The sequence below is a fragment of the Hydrogenophaga sp. ZJX-1 genome (genome assembly GCF_048590325.1).
GTDB lineage: Bacteria > Pseudomonadota > Gammaproteobacteria > Burkholderiales > Burkholderiaceae_C > Hydrogenophaga.
On sequence record NZ_JBMBRA010000007.1, the window covers coordinates 112,334 to 130,600 of the forward strand.

Below are 18,267 nucleotides of genomic sequence, written 5' to 3' on the forward strand. Positions count from 1 at the left end.
TGTCTCCCGTTCGCAACAGATTTCAATACAAAGGAAAGCAGCATGGGCACGTTGGCATGGAAGTGGCTGGTGGCGGGTGGTGTTGTGTGGCTGGCGGGGGCGGCACACGCACAGGCCACGACGCAGCGCCCGGGAGATCCTGGCCGCTGGGACTTCGAGAACAGCTGCGCCAGCTGCCACGGTGTGGCTGGGCGCGGTGACGGCCCGTTGGCGCCCTACCTGGTGGCCCGGCCGAGCGACCTGACGCGGCTGGCCCAGCGCAACGGCGGAGTGTTTCCGAAGGACCGGGTGGCCGCGATGATCGACGGGCGCGGCACCGCGGACATCGGCTTGCACGGGACGCGCGAAATGCCCGCCTGGGGCCGTATTTACTCTGATCGGGTGAAGAAAGTGGGCGGTACCGAGGAGCAGGCCGAGCGGGCCGCACAGCGGCGTATCGACGACCTGATCGACCATCTGGAGCGCATGCAGCGGAAATAGGCGAGCGTGCCGGGTGCGCTCGCGCGTGCCTGGCCTTTACGCGTGTTGCCGCCGAAGCTCCCGCTTCAGCAGCTTCCCGCTCGGGTTCTTGGGCAGGCTGTCGGTGAACACCACGCGTTTCGGACATTTGAAGTGCGCCATGTGCTGGCTGCAGTGCGCCAGCACCTCGTCTTCGGTCAGCGTCTGCCCGGCCTTGACCACGATCACAGCGGTCACAGCTTCCACCCATTTCGGGTCGGGCAGGCCGATCACGGCCACCTCGCTCACCGCGGGCAGGCGGTAGATCATTTCTTCCACCTCGCGGCTGGCCACGTTTTCGCCGCCGGTCTTGATCATGTCCTTCTTGCGGTCCACCACGGTGATGAAGCCTTCGCTGTCGATGATGGCCAGGTCGCCGCTGTGGAACCAGTCACCGTCGAAGCTGGCCGCCGTGCGCTCGGGGTCGTTGAAGTAGCCCAGCATCAAATGCGGCGAGCGGTGCACGATTTCACCGACCTCGCCCACGGCCACGTCCTGCATGTCGTCGTTGACCACGCGGGTCTCCACGTTGAGCACGGCCTTGCCGCAGGAGCCGGGTTTGCGCAGCTGGTCGTCCGGGCCAAGCATGGTGGCCAGCGGCGCGATCTCGGTCTGGCCGTAGAGGTTCCAGAGTCGCACATTGGGCAGGCGCGTCGCCAGTTCCTTCAGCACCTCCACCGGCATGATGGACGCGCCGTAGTAGCCCTTGGCCAGGCTGCCCAGCTTGTTGGCGTCGAACAGCGGCGAACGCAGCAGCGCGATCCACACCGTGGGCGGGGCGAAGAAGCTGGTGATCTGGTGCCGTTCGATCAGTGCGAGCAGGTTGTCGGGCGTGGGCTTGCCGGTGATGACGTTGCTGCTGCCGATGTAGATGGCCGGGCCGAAGAACACGTCGAGCTGGGCGCAGTGGTACAGCGGCAGGGCGTGCAGGGTGCGGTCGGCCTCGGCGATCTCGGCGTTGATGACGCAGCTCACGTACTGCCACAACACCGCGTCGTGCGTGAGCATGGCGCCCTTGGGGGTGGATTCGGTGCCGCTGGTGTAGACGATCTGCGCCAGATCGAAGCTGCCCAGCGCCACGGCGGGCAGGGCATCGGTGCAGGCGGCGAGTTCGTCGAACAGGTGCATGCCGGGCGCGGGCTCGCTCGGGTCTTCACTGGGCAGCCAGATGAACCGCTGGACCTGCGTTTCCAGCGCCGAAGCCTCGCGCGCCAGCCCGGCGAGGCCGCTGTCGGTGGCGAGCGTGTGGGCACCCGCGTGGCGCAGGATGTAGGCGACCTCGTCGGCCTTGAGCATGAAGTTGATCGGCACCAGCACCGCGCCGCGGCGCGCCAGCGCAAAGCGCAGCGCCGCGAAGCCGTGCGAATTGCGCGCCAGCACGGCCACCTTGTCGCCTTCGCCGACGCCGATGCGGTGCAGGCCGGCGGCCAGCCGCGACACGAGTGCGTCGAATTCGGCGTAGGTCCATTGCGTGTCGCCGCAGACGATGGCGGTCTTGGCGGGCAGGCGAACAGCCGTGCGGTGCAGGGCGTCGGCGATGGTCTGGCGGCGCACGGCGGGAGAAATGGAATGGGTCACGGAGGCCTCCTGTTACGGCAGCGCCCGCGGTTGCGGGGCATGATGGGGGCATTGAATCCACAAACCGCGTGCGCGGCCATGGGCGTTTTCACCAGCTTCCGGGCTGGTGCTGTCACCTTCGCGTCGCGCCGCTATGATCCGGCGCATGAACCTGCTTGCTTCGATGCACAACACGCTGCTGCGATGGGGGCGGGGGGTGCTGGGCGCCTGGGGCGCCTGGTGGCAGGTGCTGCTGATCGGCGCCGAGATCGTGGTGCTGGCGCTGTCGCCCTCCAGCTACGACGATCCCGAGGAGCGCCACGCGATCATGGCGCACCTGTACCGCGCCAGCGCGCCGTTGCTGACCTGGTTCCTGGTGCTGTCGGCGCTGGTGAGCCTGGTGCTGATCCGCATCGTGGTGGCCACGGCGCTGAGCTACGGTCTCTCGCAATACGCGCTGGAGGTGCTGGTGCGCACCCTGGTGCTGGAACTCATTCCGCTGTACGCAGCGCTCTTCGTGGCCGTGCGTTACACCATGCCCGAGTCGCAGCGCATCCGCCGCTTGCTGAGCGACGAGCACCGCCGCGGTCTGCGCCGCCCGCGCCAGCAGCTGCTGCGACTGGACATGCTGCCGCGCGCGCTGGCCGGTGTGTTCTCGGTGCTGCTGCTGGCCGCGCTGAGCTGCTTCATTGCGCTGGTGCTGACCTACCTGAACGTGTACGGCTTTTCGCCCTGGGCGCTGGCCGACTACAACCGCAGTGTGGGCAGTGTGTTTTCACCCGCGGTCTCGCTGATCTTTGGCCTCAAGACGCTGTTCTTCAGCCTGGCGGTGGCCTTCGTGCCCATGGCCGCGAGCGCCCAGCCCGACGCCGGCGGCGGCTACGCGCGGCGCAGCGACATCACCGAATTTGCCCGTCTGCTGTCGGTGATTCTTCTGCTGGAAGTGGTGTCCCTCATGGGCAACTACTATTGAATCCACCGCGCACACCATCCATGAACCCAACGAACCCCCAGGGCCCCGTGCCCGACCCCGTGCCCCCGGTGAACAACCTGGAGGTCAAGGCTGCGCTCCTGCTGCTGCTGTTGCTGACACTGATCGTGGGCTCGGCGCTGTACGTGATGTACGCGCGCGGCGCCTTCGAGCGCACGCAGCGCCTGGTGCTGATGTCCGACGACTCCGAAGGTGTGGTCGCCGGCATGGACATGACCTTCGCGGGTTTTGCCATCGGCAAGGTGGCGCAGCTGGAACTGGCCGAGGACGGCAATGTGCGCATCCTGGTGGACGTGCCCACCAAGGACGCCAAGTGGCTGCGCAGCTCCAGCATCTTCACGATGGAAAAGGCGCTGGTGGGTGGTACGAAGATCCGCGCCTACAGCGGCGTGCTGAGCGACCCGCCGCTGGAAGACGGCGCGGTGCGGCAGGTCTTGCGCGGCGACGCAGCGGCCGAGATCCCCAAGCTGGTCACTCAGGTGCGCGACCTGCTCGACAACCTCAACAACATGACCAAGGAGGACGCGCCGCTGCAGCAGTCGCTGGCCAACATCCAGTTGGCCACCGATCGCCTCAAGGGGCCGCAGGGGGCGATGGGCCTGCTGCTGGGCAACGACGACGATGCGAAGCAGCTGGCGAAGACACTGGGCAACGCCAACGCCGTGCTGGCGCGCACCGATGGCCTGGTCAAGCGGCTGGATTCTCTGGTGATCAATGCCGACCGGCAGGTGTTCGGGCAGGACCCGGGCGGGTCTGGCAACGCCACTGGTGGAGGCTTGGTGGGCGACGCCCGCACCACCGTGCAGCAGCTCAACGGCCTGCTCGGCGAAGCCCGCGGTAGCCTGACCAAGCTGGACACCTTGCTGGTGGATGCACAAGGCATCGCCAGCAACACGCGCGAAGCGACCGCCGATCTGGGCGCGCTGCGAAGTGATGTGGACGCGAGCCTGCGCAAGGTGGACGCGCTGATCAACGACCTGAACCGCAAGTGGCCGTTTGCGCGTGAGACGGAGATCAAGCTGCCATGACACGAGACACCCCCGTTGCTTGCTCGCTGCGCCCCGGATTGCCGCCTCAAGCGGCAATCCGCTCAGCCGCATCCCCCCTCAAGGGGGCAACACCTGCGGCCTGGCAAAGCCAGTTCCGCGGTGTTTCTGGGCTAAGTCACTTCGCTCCGGTCGGATTGTTCGCTGTGGGTCAATTGAGAAGAATCGCTCGCTGTTTCGTAGCTGTCTCGGTGTTGGCGTTGGCCGCTTGCGGCAACAACCCGCCCGCGCCCGACTGGCAGATGAATGCCAAGGGCAGTGCGGACCGGGCGGCGGAGGCCTGGCTCAGTGGTGACAGCCGGGTGGAGGCGGCGGAGTTTGCGCGGGCGCGCGCCGAGGTGTCGCGCACGGCACGGCCGGACCTGCTGGCGCGCGTCGAGTTGCTGCGTTGTGCCGCGCGGGCGGCGGCGCTCGACTTTGAGCCCTGCAGCGCGTTTGAAGCGCTTGCGAGTGACGCTGCTCCAGCCGAGCAGGCTTATGCGCGTTATCTGAAGGGCGCTGCGCAGGCGGCCGATGCACCGCTGTTGCCTGAGGCCCACCGGGGTCTGGTGGGCGCGACGGCTGCGCCCGACGCGGCGCTCGCCGGCATCGCCGACCCGATGTCCCGTCTGGTGGCCGCTGGCGTGCTGTTCAGGCGCGGTCTGGCCACGCCCGGCACGATCACGCAGGCCGTTGACACTGCGTCCGCACGCGGCTGGCGCCGTCCGCTGCTGGCCTGGCTTCAGGTGCAGTTGCAGCGCGCACAGACCGCGGGCGCAACCGACGAGGTGGCGCGCATCCAGCGGCGCATCGACGTGGTGCTGGGCAAAGCCGCCCGCTAGATTTCTTCCCGGGCCTCGATGCAGAGTTGCTGCACGCGCGAGCCGCCGACGCCTGCGGTCGCGCGGATGCGCAGCGCGCGGCCGGTTTCCAGCTCGATCCGGTGGTGGTAGTCCAGTCCGTCGGTCTGGCCGGGGCTGTGGCTGGGAATGCGGCGGCGCCATTGCTGCCGGCCGTCGAGTTCCACCGCGAGCTCGTGCCAGGGTTCGTTGCCTTCGGCGGGCACGTTCACGATGAGCGCCACGTCGATGTCAAAGGTCCTGCGCCGGTCCAGTGCGCCCGGAATGTGGAGCACCGCCACCGATGCGCTGCCGGCGTCGCAGCGCCAGTGTTCGGGTACGGGGGTGCCGGCCTTGCGGGTCATGAGCGTGTGGGGTGATCGGTCGGAGGGAAACCCACAGGGCGGTGCCGCCTGCCGGCACCGGTGAGTTTGAAGAACAGCGCCCGGTGGCGCTGATGGTGGAGACGAGGAGGATCGAACTCCCGACCTTCGCATTGCGAACGCGACGCTCTCCCAGCTGAGCTACGTCCCCACTTGGGCAGATGTTATCAAAGTGCCGTGCGCCCCGCTGATCCACGTGTTCACGTGGGGGACTGCGCCTTGGGGGTTTCCATGGTGAGTTCAACGCGGCGGTTGACGGCGCGGTCGACCGGGTTCCACGGGGCGGCCATCGGGCGTGTGTCGGCGTAGCCACTGGCCTGCAGGCGTTGCGGTGCCACGCCTTGTTCGCTCAGGTAACGCGCGACGGCGGCGGCCCGTGCGCTGGAGAGTTCCCAGTTCGAGGGGAAACGCTCGGAGCTGATGGGGGTGCTGTCGGTGTGGCCTTCGACCACCAGCCGCATGTCGGGCTGGGCCTTGAACACGGCCGCGAGTTCGTCGAGCACCGGGCGCGCGGCCGGGTTCAGCACGGCAGAGGCCGAGGCAAACAGCAGTTCGCTGCTGATGCGAAAACGGATCACGTCGTCGATGTTCACCACCTGGATGTTGCTGCCCAGGGTGTCGAGCTTCAGCTTGGCCACCGGGTTCTCGGGCTGGCCGCTGCCATTGCCGGTCGGGTTGCTGGAATGGGGCAGGGGGATGGGCAGCGGTACCGGCGGCACGATGGTGTTGCCGGCTGCGGCTTGGGCGGGTTCTGCCGTCGGGCTGTTGGCCACCTGCCTGTCCGGGGCTTTGGTGCCGCCGGGCGGTCCGGCAAAGGAGAGCATCACCACCATCATGACCAGCATGAGCGTGATGACGTCAAGGTAGGTCAGCAACCAACCTTCTTCTTCGGTTTCGACCTTCGGCTCCAGGTGCCAGCGGCTGTAGCCGCGACCGGATGCCCTGGGCTTGCGGGTGAGGACCGGAGGGCTCTCGGGCAAGGTCATGCGGGGCAGTTCGCCGACGGTCATGAACTGGGACGATTCACCGCTTGACATGGGGTGTCCTTGCTCCTGTGGTGGGCCCTTTGGGACCGCCGCCGTCGTAGATTTCGTCGTCGTACTGGGCGACAAAGGCCTTGAGGGTCTCCCGCATCATGGACGGACTGCGGCCGGCGCACATCATGGAAATCCCTTCCAGCACCATGTTCATGAGCACCAGGCGCTGTTCGGTGCGGCGCTCCAGCTTGACGGCGATGGGTTTGAACAGCAGGTTGGCGAGCAGCACGCCGTAGAAGGTGGTGATCAGCGCAATGGCGAGCTGGCTGCCGATGACGCCCATGTTGCCGTCGCCCAGCAGGTCCATCAGGTTCACCAGGCCGAGCAGGGTGCCGAGCATGCCGAAGGCGGGCGCGTAGCCGGCCATGACGCGGAAGAGCTGGGCCTCGGCGGTTTCGCGCGAGCGCAGGCGCGCAATGCGCCACTGCAGCATGTCCACGATCTCGTCTTCCGGCGTGCGGTCGATGATGAGCTGCACGCCGGTGCGCAGGAAGGGGTTGTTGACCTTCAGCAGCGCCCGCTCGACGGCGGCCAGGTCGCCCTGGATCCAGAGGCGCGAGATGGCCACGAGTTCTTCGATGTCACCACGGGTATCGAGCCGTTCCTGGCGCATCACCTGGCCGACCAGGTGGAACACCCGCAGCACCTCGCGCAGCGGATAGCTCAGAAAGGTGGCGGCCAGCGTGCCGCCCAGCACGATGGCGATGCTCGGACCGTCGATGAACACCCAGGGGTTGTCAGCGGCAAACAGCACGATGACGGCCATGAGCAGCACGCTGGCGATCATGCCGATGAGGGTGGACGGGTTCAAGCTGGGACTCGCTGGGTGGTTGTCTCCCGATTGTTCCCGTGGCCGTCCTGGCCAAACGCCACATAAGCGGGGGCAAAACCCCGCTGTTTGTTTCAGACGCTCAGCCCCTCAGGTCATGCCGTTGCGCTGCGCGAGTTCAACGAACAGGGCGGCATGGTCCTGGTCCGCCAGGCCGTGGTCGGCGGCCTGGGCGAAGAGCTGTTCGAAGAGGCCGGTGATCGGCGCATCAAAGCCCAGCTCGCTGGCGGTGGACAGGGCGTTGCGCATGTCCTTGAGCTGCACGGTGATGGCCGCGCGCTTGGCGAAGTCGCGCTCGACCATGCGCTGACCATGCACCTGCAGGATGCGGCTGTCGGCAAAACCGCCGCTGATCGCCTGGCGCACCTTGGCCATGTCGGCGCCGCCCTTCTCGCACAGCAGCAGCGCCTCGGCCACCGCGCCGATGGTGATGCCGACGATCATCTGGTTGGCCAGTTTGGCGAGCTGGCCCGCGCCGTGGGGGCCCACATGGGTGGCGCGTCCCAGGGCGCCGAACACCGGGGCCGCGCGCTCGAAATCGGCCACCTCGCCGCCCGCCATGATCGCCAGGGAGCCGGCCTCGGCGCCCACCGTGCCGCCCGACACCGGCGCGTCGAGGTGCATCGCACCCAGCGCCGCCAGCCGCGCGGCGTGATCACGGGCCTGGCGCGGCAGGATGGAAGACATGTCCACCACCAGCGTGCCCGGGCGCAGGGCGGTGGCCACACCCTGGCGGAACAGCACGTCTTCCACCACATCGCCATTTTCCAGCAGGGTGATCACGAAGTCGGCTTGCGTCACGGCCTGGGCCGGTGTGTCGGCCACCCGGGCGCCGAAGGGCTGCAGGCGTTCGGCCTTGGCCCGCGAGCGGTTCCAGGCCGTCACCTGGTGACCCGCCTCGCACAGCCGGCGCGCCATGGGGAAGCCCATCAGGCCGATGCCCAGCACGGCAATGGACAGCGGGACGACTGGGTCGGTGTGGGGTGTGGAGCCAGGCATGTTTCGGGTGTTTTTGACAAGGGCAAAGGGAAAAATTGTAGGGGTTGGCGGTCTGCCGACAGACAAAAAAAGCGGTTTTCAGGACGGGCCTGAAAACCGCTGCAAATGGTTCAAAAGAACCATGGAGTTGTTCTAGGTGGCTGTCGCCATGGCAGGTGCAGTGCGGCTCATGTGGTGGCCCAGGTTGCGGCTGGCCAGGCCGCAGTGCTGGCGCATCAGGGTTTCGGCCAGCACGGCATCGCCGGCCGCGACGGCGTGGGCGATGGCTTCGTGTTCGTCCCACACCGGCTCACGCAGGCTGGAGGTCTGCAGCGTGACGCCCATGGCGCGGCGGATGTGGTGCCAGTGCAGCAGTGCGCTCTGTTCGATCAGCGGGTTGCCGGCGGCCTGGTAGAGCGCCCGGTGGAAGGCCAGGTCGGCGTCGATCATGGCCTGGATATTGGCGCGCCGCACGGCTTCGCGGCCGCGCTCCAGCACGGCCGGGTCGATGCGGGTGCGCCGTTCCGCGGCCCGTCGTGCGGCCAGCACGTCCAGCGCGCCGCGCACTTCGTAAACCTGGGCGATCCAGTCGGCGTCCAGCGGCGCCACCAGCAGACCGCGGCTGCGTCCACCCGGGCCGCTGGCCATGGGCGCATCGTGCACAAAGCCCTCTTTTTTCAGCAGGCGCAAGGCCTGCACGACCGGCTGGCGCGACACCGCGAGCTGTTCGGCCAGCTCTTCCTGGGTGATGCGCTGACCGGGCGGCAGCGAGCCGTCGCTGATGGCGTCGAGCAGGGCGCGGTAGACCTGGTCGGTCAGGTCGGGCGTGGTTTCGATCTGCAGGAGCTGGGCGGTCATGGTTACTTTTGAATTCTGAATTCAGAATACACGAATTGCCCGCTGCTGTCACCGTCGCGCCTGCGTGACACAATGCGCGACCATGAAAAAAGCCGCCCGCCCAGACCCCGCCTGGCTCGACAGCCAGTACAACAACCGCGCCCTCGTGCCCGAGCACGGCGTTCATTTCGAGCGCTGGAAAACCGACTCGCAGCGCGCGCGCACACAACTTGGCGGGCTGCTCGATGTGGCCTACGGACACGGTGAGGGTGAAAAGCTCGACGTCTTTCCCGCGCAGCGCAAGCCGGACGCGCCGCTGGCGCCGGTGCTGGTGTTCATCCACGGCGGTTACTGGCGCAGCCTGGACAAGGCGGACCACAGCTTCCTGGCGCCGGCTTTCGTGAAGCAGGGCGCCTGCGTCGTGGTGCCGAACTACGCGCTGTGCCCGGCGGTGACCATTCCCGACATCACCCTGCAGATGGTGCAGGCGCTGGCCTGGGTGTACCGCCACATCGCTGTGCACGGCGGCGACCGGCGGCGCATCACCGTGGTGGGCCATTCTGCGGGCGGGCACCTGGCCGCCATGCTGCTGGCCTGCCAGTGGCCGGCGGTGGCGGCCGATCTGCCGCCGGATCTGGTGAAGAACGCGCTTTCGGTCTCAGGCGTGTTCGATCTGGAGCCGCTGCGCCACACACCCTTTGTTGCCGACTCCTTGCGCCTGACACCGGCGCAGGTAAAAAAGGCCAGCCCGGCCCTGTTGCCCGCGCCGCCGCTGCGCGAGGGCCGGGGCGCGCTGTTCAGCGTGGCCGGGGGCAACGAGAGCAGCGAGTTCCTGCGCCAGAACCAGCTGATCCAGCAGGCCTGGGGTTCGCAGGTGGTGCCCGTGGCCGAAGCCCTGCCGGGCCTGAACCACTTCAGCGTGCTCGAAGCGCTGGTGCAGCCGCGGCACCGGTTGAACCAGCTCGCGAAGCAGCTGTTGAAGGTCTAGGTTAGGCACAAACCTCTCCGGCGAGCGTGCCCAAGCCCAGGATGCGGTGGAACCGGCTTCGCCGGGCCACTCGCATCGCCCCCTTGAGGGGGTGACGCGCCCTTGGGCGCGGCGCGGGGGTGGGCCTACATGAACAGATGTTCTCCGGCGTTCTCGCCGCCCAGGATCACGTAGTTCACCTTCTTCAGGTCCAGCAGCTTGGTGCCGCCCGAATAACTGATGGAGCTCTGCACGTCCTGCTCCATCTCGATCAAGGTCTCGGCCAGCTTGCCCTTGATCGGCTCCAGGATGCGCTTGCCTTCGACGTGCCGGTACTCGCCCTTGTTGAAGTCGCTGGCCGAGCCGTAGTACTCCTTGTAGAGCACGCCGTCGACCTCCACCGTCTGGCCCGGTGACTCTTCGTGCCCGGCGAACAGCGAGCCGATCATGACCATGGACGCGCCGAAGCGGATGCTCTTGGCGATGTCGCCGTGGCTGCGGATGCCGCCGTCGGCAATGATCGGCTTGGTCGCCACGCGCGCGCACCACTTGAGCGCCGAGAGCTGCCAGCCGCCAGTACCAAAACCGGTCTTGAGCTTGGTGATGCAGACCTTGCCCGGGCCCACGCCCACCTTGGTGGCATCGGCACCCCAGTTCTCCAGGTCGATCACCGCCTCGGGCGTGGCCACGTTGCCTGCGATCACGAAGCTCGTGGGCAGCTTGTCCTTGATGTAGCCGATCATGTCGCGCACGCTGTCGGCGTGGCCGTGGGCGATGTCGATCGTGATGTACTCGGGCACCAGGCCTTCGGTGGCGAGGGTGTCCACCGTGGCGCGGTCCGGCGCCTTCACGCCCAGCGAGATCGAGGCGTAGACGCCGGCGGCGTGCATGTCGCGCACGAACTGCACGTTGTCCAGGTCGAAGCGGTGCATCACGTAGAAGTAGCCGCTCTGGGCCATCCAGAGGCAGATCTTCTGATCCACCACGGTCTTCATGTTGGCGGGCACCACCGGCAGACGGAATTTGCGGCCACCCAGCTCCACGCCGGCGTCGCATTCCGAGCGGCTCTCCACGCGGCACTTGCGCGGGAGCAACAAAATATTGTCGTAGTCAAAAATTTCCATTTGAAACCAGGCTCCAGAAAACTGTTGTAGATGAACAGGGAGAGCGCTTGGCTTGGGTCCGGCTTTCGGTTCGGCGGGAATCCATCCGGCCAAAAAGAAACCGGGCGCAAGAATCTTGGGCCCGGTGATTGATTCTAGGCGCTCTGGCGCCGCTCGCCCAGACCGCGGGCCGGTTGGTGGCGGTATGACGTTCATATGGTTGCCCATATAGATCCACCACCGGGCACCGGCTTCCTACAATCGGAACCATGTTGTTTGAAGAACCCGTTGCCTCCTCCCCGCTGCTCGCGGGCCTCAATGCCGAACAGGGCGCTGCCGTCACCTTGCCGGCCGAGCACGCGCTCATCCTCGCTGGCGCCGGCTCGGGCAAGACCCGTGTGCTCACCACCCGCATCGCCTGGCTGCTGCAGACCGGGCAGGTGACGCCCGGCGGCGTGCTGGCCGTGACCTTCACCAACAAGGCCGCCAAGGAGATGATGACGCGGCTCTCGGCCATGCTGCCCATCAACGTGCGCGGCATGTGGATCGGCACTTTTCACGGCCTGTGCAACCGCTTCCTGCGCGCGCACCACAAGCTGGCGAACCTGCCGCAGACTTTCCAGATCCTCGACACGCAGGACCAGCTCTCGGCGATCAAGCGCCTGTGCAAGCAGTTCAACGTGGACGACGAGCGTTATCCGCCGAAGCAGGTGCAGTACTTCATCAGCGGCTGCAAGGAAGACGGTCAGCGCCCGATGGATGTGGTCGCGCGCGACGAAGAGACGCGCAAGAAGGTGGAACTGTATGCACTGTACGAAGAGCAGTGCCAGCGCGAAGGCGTGGTCGATTTCGGCGAGCTGATGCTGCGCAGCTACGAGGTGCTGCGCGACAACGACCCGGTGCGCGAGCACTACCAGCGCCGCTTCAAACACATCCTGATCGACGAGTTCCAGGACACCAACCGCCTGCAGTACGCCTGGATCAAGATGTTCAGCACGCCGCCGCTCGAAGGACTCACGCCCTCGGGCAACGCGGTCTTCGCCGTGGGCGACGACGACCAGAGCATCTACGCCTTCCGCGGCGCGCGCGTGGGCAACATGGCCGACTTCGTGCGCGAGTTCCGCGTGAAGCACCAGATCAAGCTGGAGCAGAACTACCGCAGCGTGAGCAACATCCTGGACTCGGCCAACCAGCTCATCAGCCACAACAGCAACCGCCTGGGCAAGAACCTGCGCACCGACGCGGGCGCGGGCGAACCGGTGCGCGTGTTCGAGGCCACCAGCGATTTCGCCGAAGCGCAGTGGATGGTGGACGAGATGAAACAACTCGCGCGCGAAGACATTCCGAAGAGCGAGATGGCCGTGCTCTACCGCAGCAACGCGCAGAGCCGCGTGGTGGAAACCGCGCTGTTCAACGCCGGCATGCCCTACCGCGTGTACGGCGGCCTGCGCTTCTTCGAGCGCGCCGAAATCAAGCACGCGCTGGCCTACCTGCGCCTGCTGGAGAACGCCAACGACGACACCAGTTTCCTGCGCGTGGTGAACTTCCCGCCGCGCGGCATCGGGGCGCGCAGCATCGAGCAGTTGCAGGACGTGGCGCGCACCTCGGGCTGTTCGCTGCACGACGCGGTGAGCGCCGTGACCGGCCGGGCGGGCGCTGCCATCGGCGGCTTTGTGGCCAAGCTCGACGTGTTGCGCGAGCGCTCGGTGGGCATGACGCTGTCCGAGATCATCGAGCTGGTGCTGGATCACAGTGGATTGATCGAGCACTACCGGGCCGAGCGCGAAGGGCAGGACCGGGTGGAAAACCTGGAAGAGCTGGTGAGCGCAGCGAAGAGCTTCGTGGGCATCGAAGGCTTTGGCCGCGACGCGGTGGCGCGCACGGTGGATGCGCAGGGGCAGCCCCTCACGCAGAGCCCGGCCAGCCAGGGGCTGGACCCCGCGCTGCCGGTGCTGGACGAACCGCTCGCGCCCGACGCCGAGACCGGCGAGACCATGAGCCCGCTCGCCGCCTTCCTCACGCACGCGGCGCTCGAGTCCGGCGACAACCAGGCGCAGGCCGGGCAGGACGCGGTGCAGCTCATGACGGTGCACGCCGCCAAGGGCCTGGAGTTCGACTGTGTGTTCATCACCGGCATGGAAGAGGGCCTGTTCCCGCACGAGAATTCGATGAGCGACCGCGACGGGCTGGAAGAAGAACGGCGCCTGATGTACGTGGCGATCACGCGCGCGCGCAAGCGCCTGTACCTCAGCCATTCGCAGACGCGCATGCTGCACGGCCAGACCCGCTACAACATGAAAAGCCGCTTCTTTGAAGAGCTGCCCGAGGCCTGCCTGAAGTGGCTCACGCCGCAGCAGCCGGCCTGGAACCCGAGCGCAGCTGGCGCGGGCGGTGGCTGGCAGGGCAACAGGGGGGGTTACGGCACGCGGGGTGCGGGGGCGCCCGCCGTGCTGCAGCCCGCCTGGTCACCGGGCTGGGCATCGGGCAGCGACCCGAAAGGCCTGGGGGGCAAAAGCAACCCCGAGCCCGACCGCGGCACCGACATCAAGGCCGGCATGAAGGTGTTCCACAACAAGTTCGGCGAAGGCAAGGTGCTGGCGCTCGAAGGTGCGGGCGCCGACGCGCGCGCCCAGGTCAGCTTCACGCGGCATGGGGTGAAGTGGCTGGCGCTGAGTGTGGCCAAGCTCACGCCGGTCGACGATTGAATCGGGGGCCGCGAGGCGGCCGGTCACTGACCCGCATGGGATCGGATGGCGGCCAGCTTGACGTACAAGGTGCTTCTGGAAATGCCCAGCGTTCGTGCTGCGGCCGTCATGTTGCCCTGCGACTGGCCAACGGCATCCAGGATGGCCTGGCTTTCCACATCTTCCAGCCTGCCGGTCTTGCCTCCCGTCAGCTCTGGAGCCGAGCCGCTGTTGGGTGACGCCAGTGCCTGAGCAATCGCCGGTGGCAACGCGGCCAGTTCAATCACAGGGCCTTCACTGAGCGCGAACGTGGATTCGAATACGTTTTGCAGTTCTCGAATGTTGCCTGGCCAACGGTAGTTGTGGAATGCCTGGAGCACGGACGCTTCCAGTTGTTTGGGCGCACAGCCGTACTTGTCGGCCAGCCTGCGGTTGAGGTGTTCGACGATCGTCTCAATGTCGCCCGGACGGTCGCGCAAGGCGGGAAGGGGCAGGCTGAGAACGCAGAGACGGTGGTACAGGTCTTCACGGAAGCGCCCTTGCGCCACTTCCTTTTGCAGATCGCGGTTGGTCGCCGCAATCAAACGCATGGACACGCGCCGCTCCCGTGTATCGCCCAGGCGGACAACGATGCCATCCTGCAGGACGCGCAGCAGATGGGGTTGCATGTCGAGCGGCATTTCGCCGATTTCGTCCAGGAACAGCGTGCCGCCGTCGGCCTGTTCGAACTTGCCCGGCAGACCGCTGCGCCGTGCGCCCGTGAACGCCCCTTCGGCATAGCCAAAGAGTTCGCTGGCCAGGAGTTCGCGGTTGAAGGCGCCACAGTTCACGACCACCAGCGGACCGTCGGGCCGGCGACCCGCACGGTGCAATGCCCGGGCAAAGACTTCCTTGCCGACGCCGGTTTCTCCCAGCAGGAGCACGGGCAGGTCCAGAGCCGCCATGCGCCGGGCACGCACCCGCGTGGCCTGCAACACCTCGCTGTTGCCGATGATCTCGGCGAACGCGTCGTCGTCCTTCGGCACGGCGTTGAGGGGTCGGGGCGGTGAGGCGGAATACAGCTTGCGGTCGGTCACAGGAACAACCAGCAGCGTGCCCAGCTCCCCGTGCTGGTCCTTGATCGGGCACATCCATTCGGCTTTGAGCCAACCCGGGCGCTGGCTTCGGCTCTCCGTCTTCGGCTGATTCAGGTTGAGGCCGCTCAACGGAACACCCACCTTCAGGCACTGATGTATGCCATGAAGTTCCAGTGCCGCCTGCAGGTTGCTGCTGGTGCGGACGATGCGCCCGCGGTGGTCGCACAGCGCAAGACCATCGCTGCCATACCGGCCGAAATACTCCAGTGACCGGCTCAGGAGCTGGCTTTGCAGAGCGGCCTCACGGTGGGTCAGTTCGCTCTCGATCTGTCTCGCTGCCGTCATCACCAGACCCAGGGTGTGACCATGAAACGTTTCCTTGACGCCCGACACATTCACCACGCCGAGCAGGCATCGGCTGACGGGGTCAAGAACGGGCGCGGCGGCGCAGGTCCAGCGTTTGACGTCCAGGCAGAAGTGTTCACTGGCGTAGATCTGAACCGGTGCGCATGTCGCGATCGCGGTACCGATGGCATTGGTGCCAATGACCTCTTCGTTCCAATGACCACCCACCGCCAGGTTGATCTCTTCACCCGCGCTGCGGACCCGGGTCTCGCCAGCGAGTTGCAGGATGGTTCCCTTCGGGTCGCTGAGCATGAAGAGGGTGCCACATTCCCGCAGGATCTCACGCAGACCGTCCAGCACGGGGCGAGCCACATCACACAGGTCTCGGTTCTGTTCGGTGAGCTGGCGAACGTTCTCGGTGGCGATCCCCGGAGCGCAGTGGTTGGCCGGATTCACCGCTTCTGTTCGACAACGTTGCCAGGAGTCGAACACGACGTTGCGCAGGCCCTTCACCGGCAGGGTCCGGTCCTCCATGAAGCGTTCCCATGCGGCGGCCACCAGATGCTCGTCACCGATCCGGGGGATGAGGGAACCAGGCTGGGAAAAGGGCATGACGCGGACTGAAAGAGGAAAGCGTTCAGTTCAAAACAGGCAGTGTCTTGTGAACGTAGTCACTCGGAACTTCGAAGTCAACAGGTCAACTACTGAGCCCTGGAACCGGAGCGCCAAACCGGAACGCCAACGAAGGTGGTTCGGAGCGTCCGGATTCCGGACACATCCAACGCGGTGTCAGGAATCCGGACGGTGAAAGACACCGACCGCAGACGCCACGCAACTCAGGAAACGGAGCGTACGCACTTGAATTGAAAGGCGTTTTTTGAAACGCTGAGCTGCGCCCGGCCCTGGCACGCGCGTTGCAATGAAGTCGCCGTGGGATGACCCACTCAAAACCTACCCAGGAGACAACATGCAAATGCAATCCACCGTACAGGTGATGGGCATCGATGCCGGTGGCACGATGACCGACACCTTCTTCGTTCGAGATGACGGCCGCTTTGTCGTCGGCAAGGCGCAGAGCAATCCCGGCGACGAATCGCTCGCCATCTACAACTCGTCGGTCGATGCGCTCGAACACTGGGGGCGCAAGGTCGATGACGTCTATCCGGAACTGGCGACCTGCGTCTATTCCGGTACGGCCATGCTCAACCGCATCCTCATGCGCAAGGGCCTCGACGTCGGCCTGATCTGCAATCGTGGCTTCGAGCAGATCCATTCGATGGGCCGGGCGCTGCAGAGCTATCTCGGCTACGCCCTGGAAGATCGCATCCACCTCAACACCCACCGTTACGACGAACCGCTGGTGCCGGTTTCCCGCACCCGCGGCGTCGCAGAGCGCACCGACGTGCAGGGCAAGATCGTCATTCCGCTGCGTGAAGAAGAAGTGCGCCAGGCGACCCACGAGCTGGTCGAGGCCGGCTCCCAGGCCATCGTCATCTGCCTGCTGCAGTCGCACAAGAACGAAACCAGCGAGCAGCGCGCCCGCGACATCGTTCGCGAGGAATTGAAGAAGCTGAACTCCGACATCCCGGTCTTCGCCTCGGTGGACTACTACCCATCGCGCAAGGAAAGCCACCGGATGAACACGACCATCCTCGAAGCCTACGGCGCCGAACCGTCGCGCCAGACGCTGAAGAAGGTCAGCGACCGCTTCAAGAAGCACGGCGCCAAGTTCGACCTGCGGGTCATGGCCACGCACGGCGGCACGATCAGCTGGAAGGCCATGGAACTGGCCCGCACCATCGTCTCCGGTCCGATCGGCGGCGTCATCGGCTCCAAGCTGCTCGGCGAATACCTCGGCGACGAGAACATCGCCTGCTCCGACATCGGCGGCACCTCGTTCGACGTGGCGCTGATCACCAAGGGCAATTTCGCCATCAAGTCCGACCCCGATATGGCTCGTCTGGTCCTCTCGCTGCCGCTGGTCGCAATGGATTCGGTCGGCGCCGGCGCCGGCAGCTTCGTCCGCCTCGACCCCTACAGCAAGTCGATCAAGCTCGGCCCGGACAGTGCCGGCTACCGCGTCGGCACCTGCTGGCCGGAAAGCGGCCTCGATACCGTCTCCGTCTCCGACTGCCACGTCGTGCTCGGCTACCTGAACCCCGAGAATTTCCTCGGCGGTGCCATCAAGCTCGACGTGCAGCGCGCCCGCGACCACATCAAGGCGCAGATCGCCGACCCGCTCGGCCTGTCGGTCGAAGACGCGGCGGCCGGCGTCATCGAACTGCTCGACCTGACGCTGTCCGAATACCTGCGCGCCAACATCAGCGCCAAGGGCTACAACCCGGCCGAGTTCACCTGCTTCTCCTACGGCGGCGCCGGTCCTGTGCATACGTATGGCTACACCGAAGGCGTCGGTTTCAAGGATGTCGTGGTCCCGGCCTGGGCGGCAGGGTTCTCGGCTTTCGGCTGCGCCTGTGCCGACTTCGAGTACCGCTACGACAAGTCGGTCGATCTGGGCGTCGCCCAGTTGGCCAGCGACGAGCAGAAAGCGGCGGCCTGCGCCACGCTGCAGGAAGCCTGGGAAGAACTGGCGACGAAGGTCATCGACGAGTTCGTCATCAATGGCTACAAGGCTGAGGACGTGCTGTTGATCCCCGGCTACAAGATGCAGTACATGGGTCAGCTCAACGACCTCGAAATCGTCTCGCCGGTGACCCGTGCAGCCACCGCCGCCGACTGGCAGCAGATCATCGAGTCCTTCGAGAACACCTATGGCCGCGTCTACGCCAATTCCGCACGCTCGCCAGAGCTGGGTTTCTCGGTCACCGGCGCCATCCTGCGCGGCATGGTCGTGACGCAGAAGCCGGTGCTGCCGGAAGACCCGGATGCCGGCCCGACGCCGCCGAAGGACGCCTGTCTCGGCACCCGGCCGTTCTACCGCCACAAGAAATGGGTCGAGGCGACGCTGTGGAAGATGGAATCGCTGAAGGCCGGCAACCACATCGTCGGCCCCGCCATCATCGAATCCGATGCGACGACCTTCGTCGTACCCGACGGCTTCGAAACCACGATCGACAAACACCGCCTGTTCCATCTCAAAGAAGTCAAGTAAGGAGAC

15 protein-coding genes and 1 tRNA gene are annotated in these 18,267 nt (G+C 66.2%); 7 read left to right on the top strand and 9 right to left on the bottom strand.

Annotated elements, in window-relative coordinates; all coding sequences use genetic code 11:
- Positions 1 to 42: 42 nt before the first annotated feature.
- Positions 43 to 480 carry a c-type cytochrome gene (locus tag ACN5W5_RS19305; RefSeq protein WP_420050082.1) on the top strand — a complete coding sequence of 146 codons (438 nt, stop codon included), beginning with the start codon at positions 43 to 45 and terminating at the stop codon, positions 478 to 480.
- 36 nt (positions 481 to 516) lie between these two features.
- On the opposite strand, the gene ACN5W5_RS19310 is transcribed toward ACN5W5_RS19305, so the two are convergent.
- Positions 517 to 2,076, bottom strand: coding sequence for an acyl-CoA synthetase (locus ACN5W5_RS19310; protein ID WP_420050083.1), 1,560 nt, complete (start codon positions 2,074 to 2,076; stop codon positions 517 to 519).
- Positions 2,077 to 2,221: 145 nt separating this feature from the next.
- On the opposite strand from ACN5W5_RS19310, the gene ACN5W5_RS19315 reads away from it, so the two are divergent.
- From ACN5W5_RS19315 to ACN5W5_RS19325, 3 genes are all read left to right on the top strand, one after another.
- On the top strand, positions 2,222 to 3,028 hold the full coding sequence (locus tag ACN5W5_RS19315) for an MlaE family ABC transporter permease (protein ID WP_420050084.1): 807 nt from the start codon (positions 2,222 to 2,224) through the stop codon (positions 3,026 to 3,028).
- Between the two features lie 20 nt (positions 3,029 to 3,048).
- Positions 3,049 to 4,074 carry an MlaD family protein gene (locus ACN5W5_RS19320; protein WP_420050085.1) on the top strand — a complete coding sequence of 342 codons (1,026 nt, stop codon included), beginning with the start codon at positions 3,049 to 3,051 and terminating at the stop codon, positions 4,072 to 4,074.
- Positions 4,075 to 4,283: 209 nt separating this feature from the next.
- Positions 4,284 to 4,913, top strand: a complete 630-nt coding sequence (locus ACN5W5_RS19325; RefSeq protein WP_420050086.1) for a hypothetical protein — start codon at positions 4,284 to 4,286, stop codon at positions 4,911 to 4,913.
- Here ACN5W5_RS19325 and ACN5W5_RS19330 read toward each other — a convergent pair.
- The 6 genes from ACN5W5_RS19330 to ACN5W5_RS19355 all read right to left on the bottom strand — a co-directional run bounded on the left by ACN5W5_RS19330 (position 4,910) and on the right by ACN5W5_RS19355 (position 8,995).
- Positions 4,910 to 5,275 (bottom strand): hypothetical protein, encoded by a 366-nt coding sequence (locus ACN5W5_RS19330; protein ID WP_420050087.1) that lies wholly within the window; start codon positions 5,273 to 5,275, stop codon positions 4,910 to 4,912. The two genes, ACN5W5_RS19325 and ACN5W5_RS19330, sit on opposite strands and share 4 nt — an antisense overlap.
- Positions 5,276 to 5,368: 93 nt before the next feature.
- Positions 5,369 to 5,444: transfer RNA gene (locus ACN5W5_RS19335), tRNA-Ala, on the bottom strand.
- A gap of 49 nt (positions 5,445 to 5,493) precedes the next feature.
- A complete protein-coding gene (locus ACN5W5_RS19340) occupies positions 5,494 to 6,330 on the bottom strand; it encodes an OmpA/MotB family protein (RefSeq protein ID WP_420050088.1) in 837 nt (278 codons plus the stop codon).
- On the bottom strand, positions 6,317 to 7,141 hold the full coding sequence (locus tag ACN5W5_RS19345; protein WP_420050089.1) for a motility protein A: 825 nt from the start codon (positions 7,139 to 7,141) through the stop codon (positions 6,317 to 6,319). The genes ACN5W5_RS19340 and ACN5W5_RS19345 overlap by 14 nt, the downstream gene beginning before the upstream one ends.
- Positions 7,142 to 7,249: 108 nt before the next feature.
- Entirely contained in the window at positions 7,250 to 8,158 is a 909-nt protein-coding gene (locus ACN5W5_RS19350) for an NAD(P)-dependent oxidoreductase (RefSeq protein WP_420050090.1), read from the bottom strand.
- 132 nt (positions 8,159 to 8,290) lie between these two features.
- Positions 8,291 to 8,995 (bottom strand): GntR family transcriptional regulator, encoded by a 705-nt coding sequence (locus ACN5W5_RS19355; RefSeq protein ID WP_420050091.1) that lies wholly within the window; start codon positions 8,993 to 8,995, stop codon positions 8,291 to 8,293.
- 82 nt (positions 8,996 to 9,077) lie between these two features.
- Between ACN5W5_RS19355 and ACN5W5_RS19360 the strand changes: the two genes are divergently transcribed.
- A complete protein-coding gene (locus ACN5W5_RS19360) occupies positions 9,078 to 9,962 on the top strand; it encodes an alpha/beta hydrolase (RefSeq protein ID WP_420050092.1) in 885 nt (294 codons plus the stop codon).
- Between the two features lie 125 nt (positions 9,963 to 10,087).
- On the opposite strand, the gene ACN5W5_RS19365 is transcribed toward ACN5W5_RS19360, so the two are convergent.
- Positions 10,088 to 11,065, bottom strand: coding sequence for a GMP reductase (locus tag ACN5W5_RS19365; protein ID WP_420050093.1), 978 nt, complete (start codon positions 11,063 to 11,065; stop codon positions 10,088 to 10,090).
- A 248-nt stretch (positions 11,066 to 11,313) separates the two neighbouring features.
- Here ACN5W5_RS19365 and ACN5W5_RS19370 point away from each other — a divergent pair, with 248 nt between their 5' ends.
- Positions 11,314 to 13,749: a UvrD-helicase domain-containing protein gene (locus ACN5W5_RS19370; RefSeq protein ID WP_420050094.1), complete on the top strand. Its 2,436-nt coding sequence runs from the start codon at positions 11,314 to 11,316 to the stop codon at positions 13,747 to 13,749.
- A gap of 23 nt (positions 13,750 to 13,772) precedes the next feature.
- On the opposite strand, the gene ACN5W5_RS19375 is transcribed toward ACN5W5_RS19370, so the two are convergent.
- Positions 13,773 to 15,761: a sigma-54-dependent Fis family transcriptional regulator gene (locus tag ACN5W5_RS19375; RefSeq protein WP_420050095.1), complete on the bottom strand. Its 1,989-nt coding sequence runs from the start codon at positions 15,759 to 15,761 to the stop codon at positions 13,773 to 13,775.
- Between the two features lie 355 nt (positions 15,762 to 16,116).
- Between ACN5W5_RS19375 and ACN5W5_RS19380 the strand changes: the two genes are divergently transcribed.
- Positions 16,117 to 18,261, top strand: a complete 2,145-nt coding sequence (locus ACN5W5_RS19380; RefSeq protein ID WP_420050096.1) for a hydantoinase/oxoprolinase family protein — start codon at positions 16,117 to 16,119, stop codon at positions 18,259 to 18,261.
- Positions 18,262 to 18,267 lie beyond the last annotated feature (6 nt).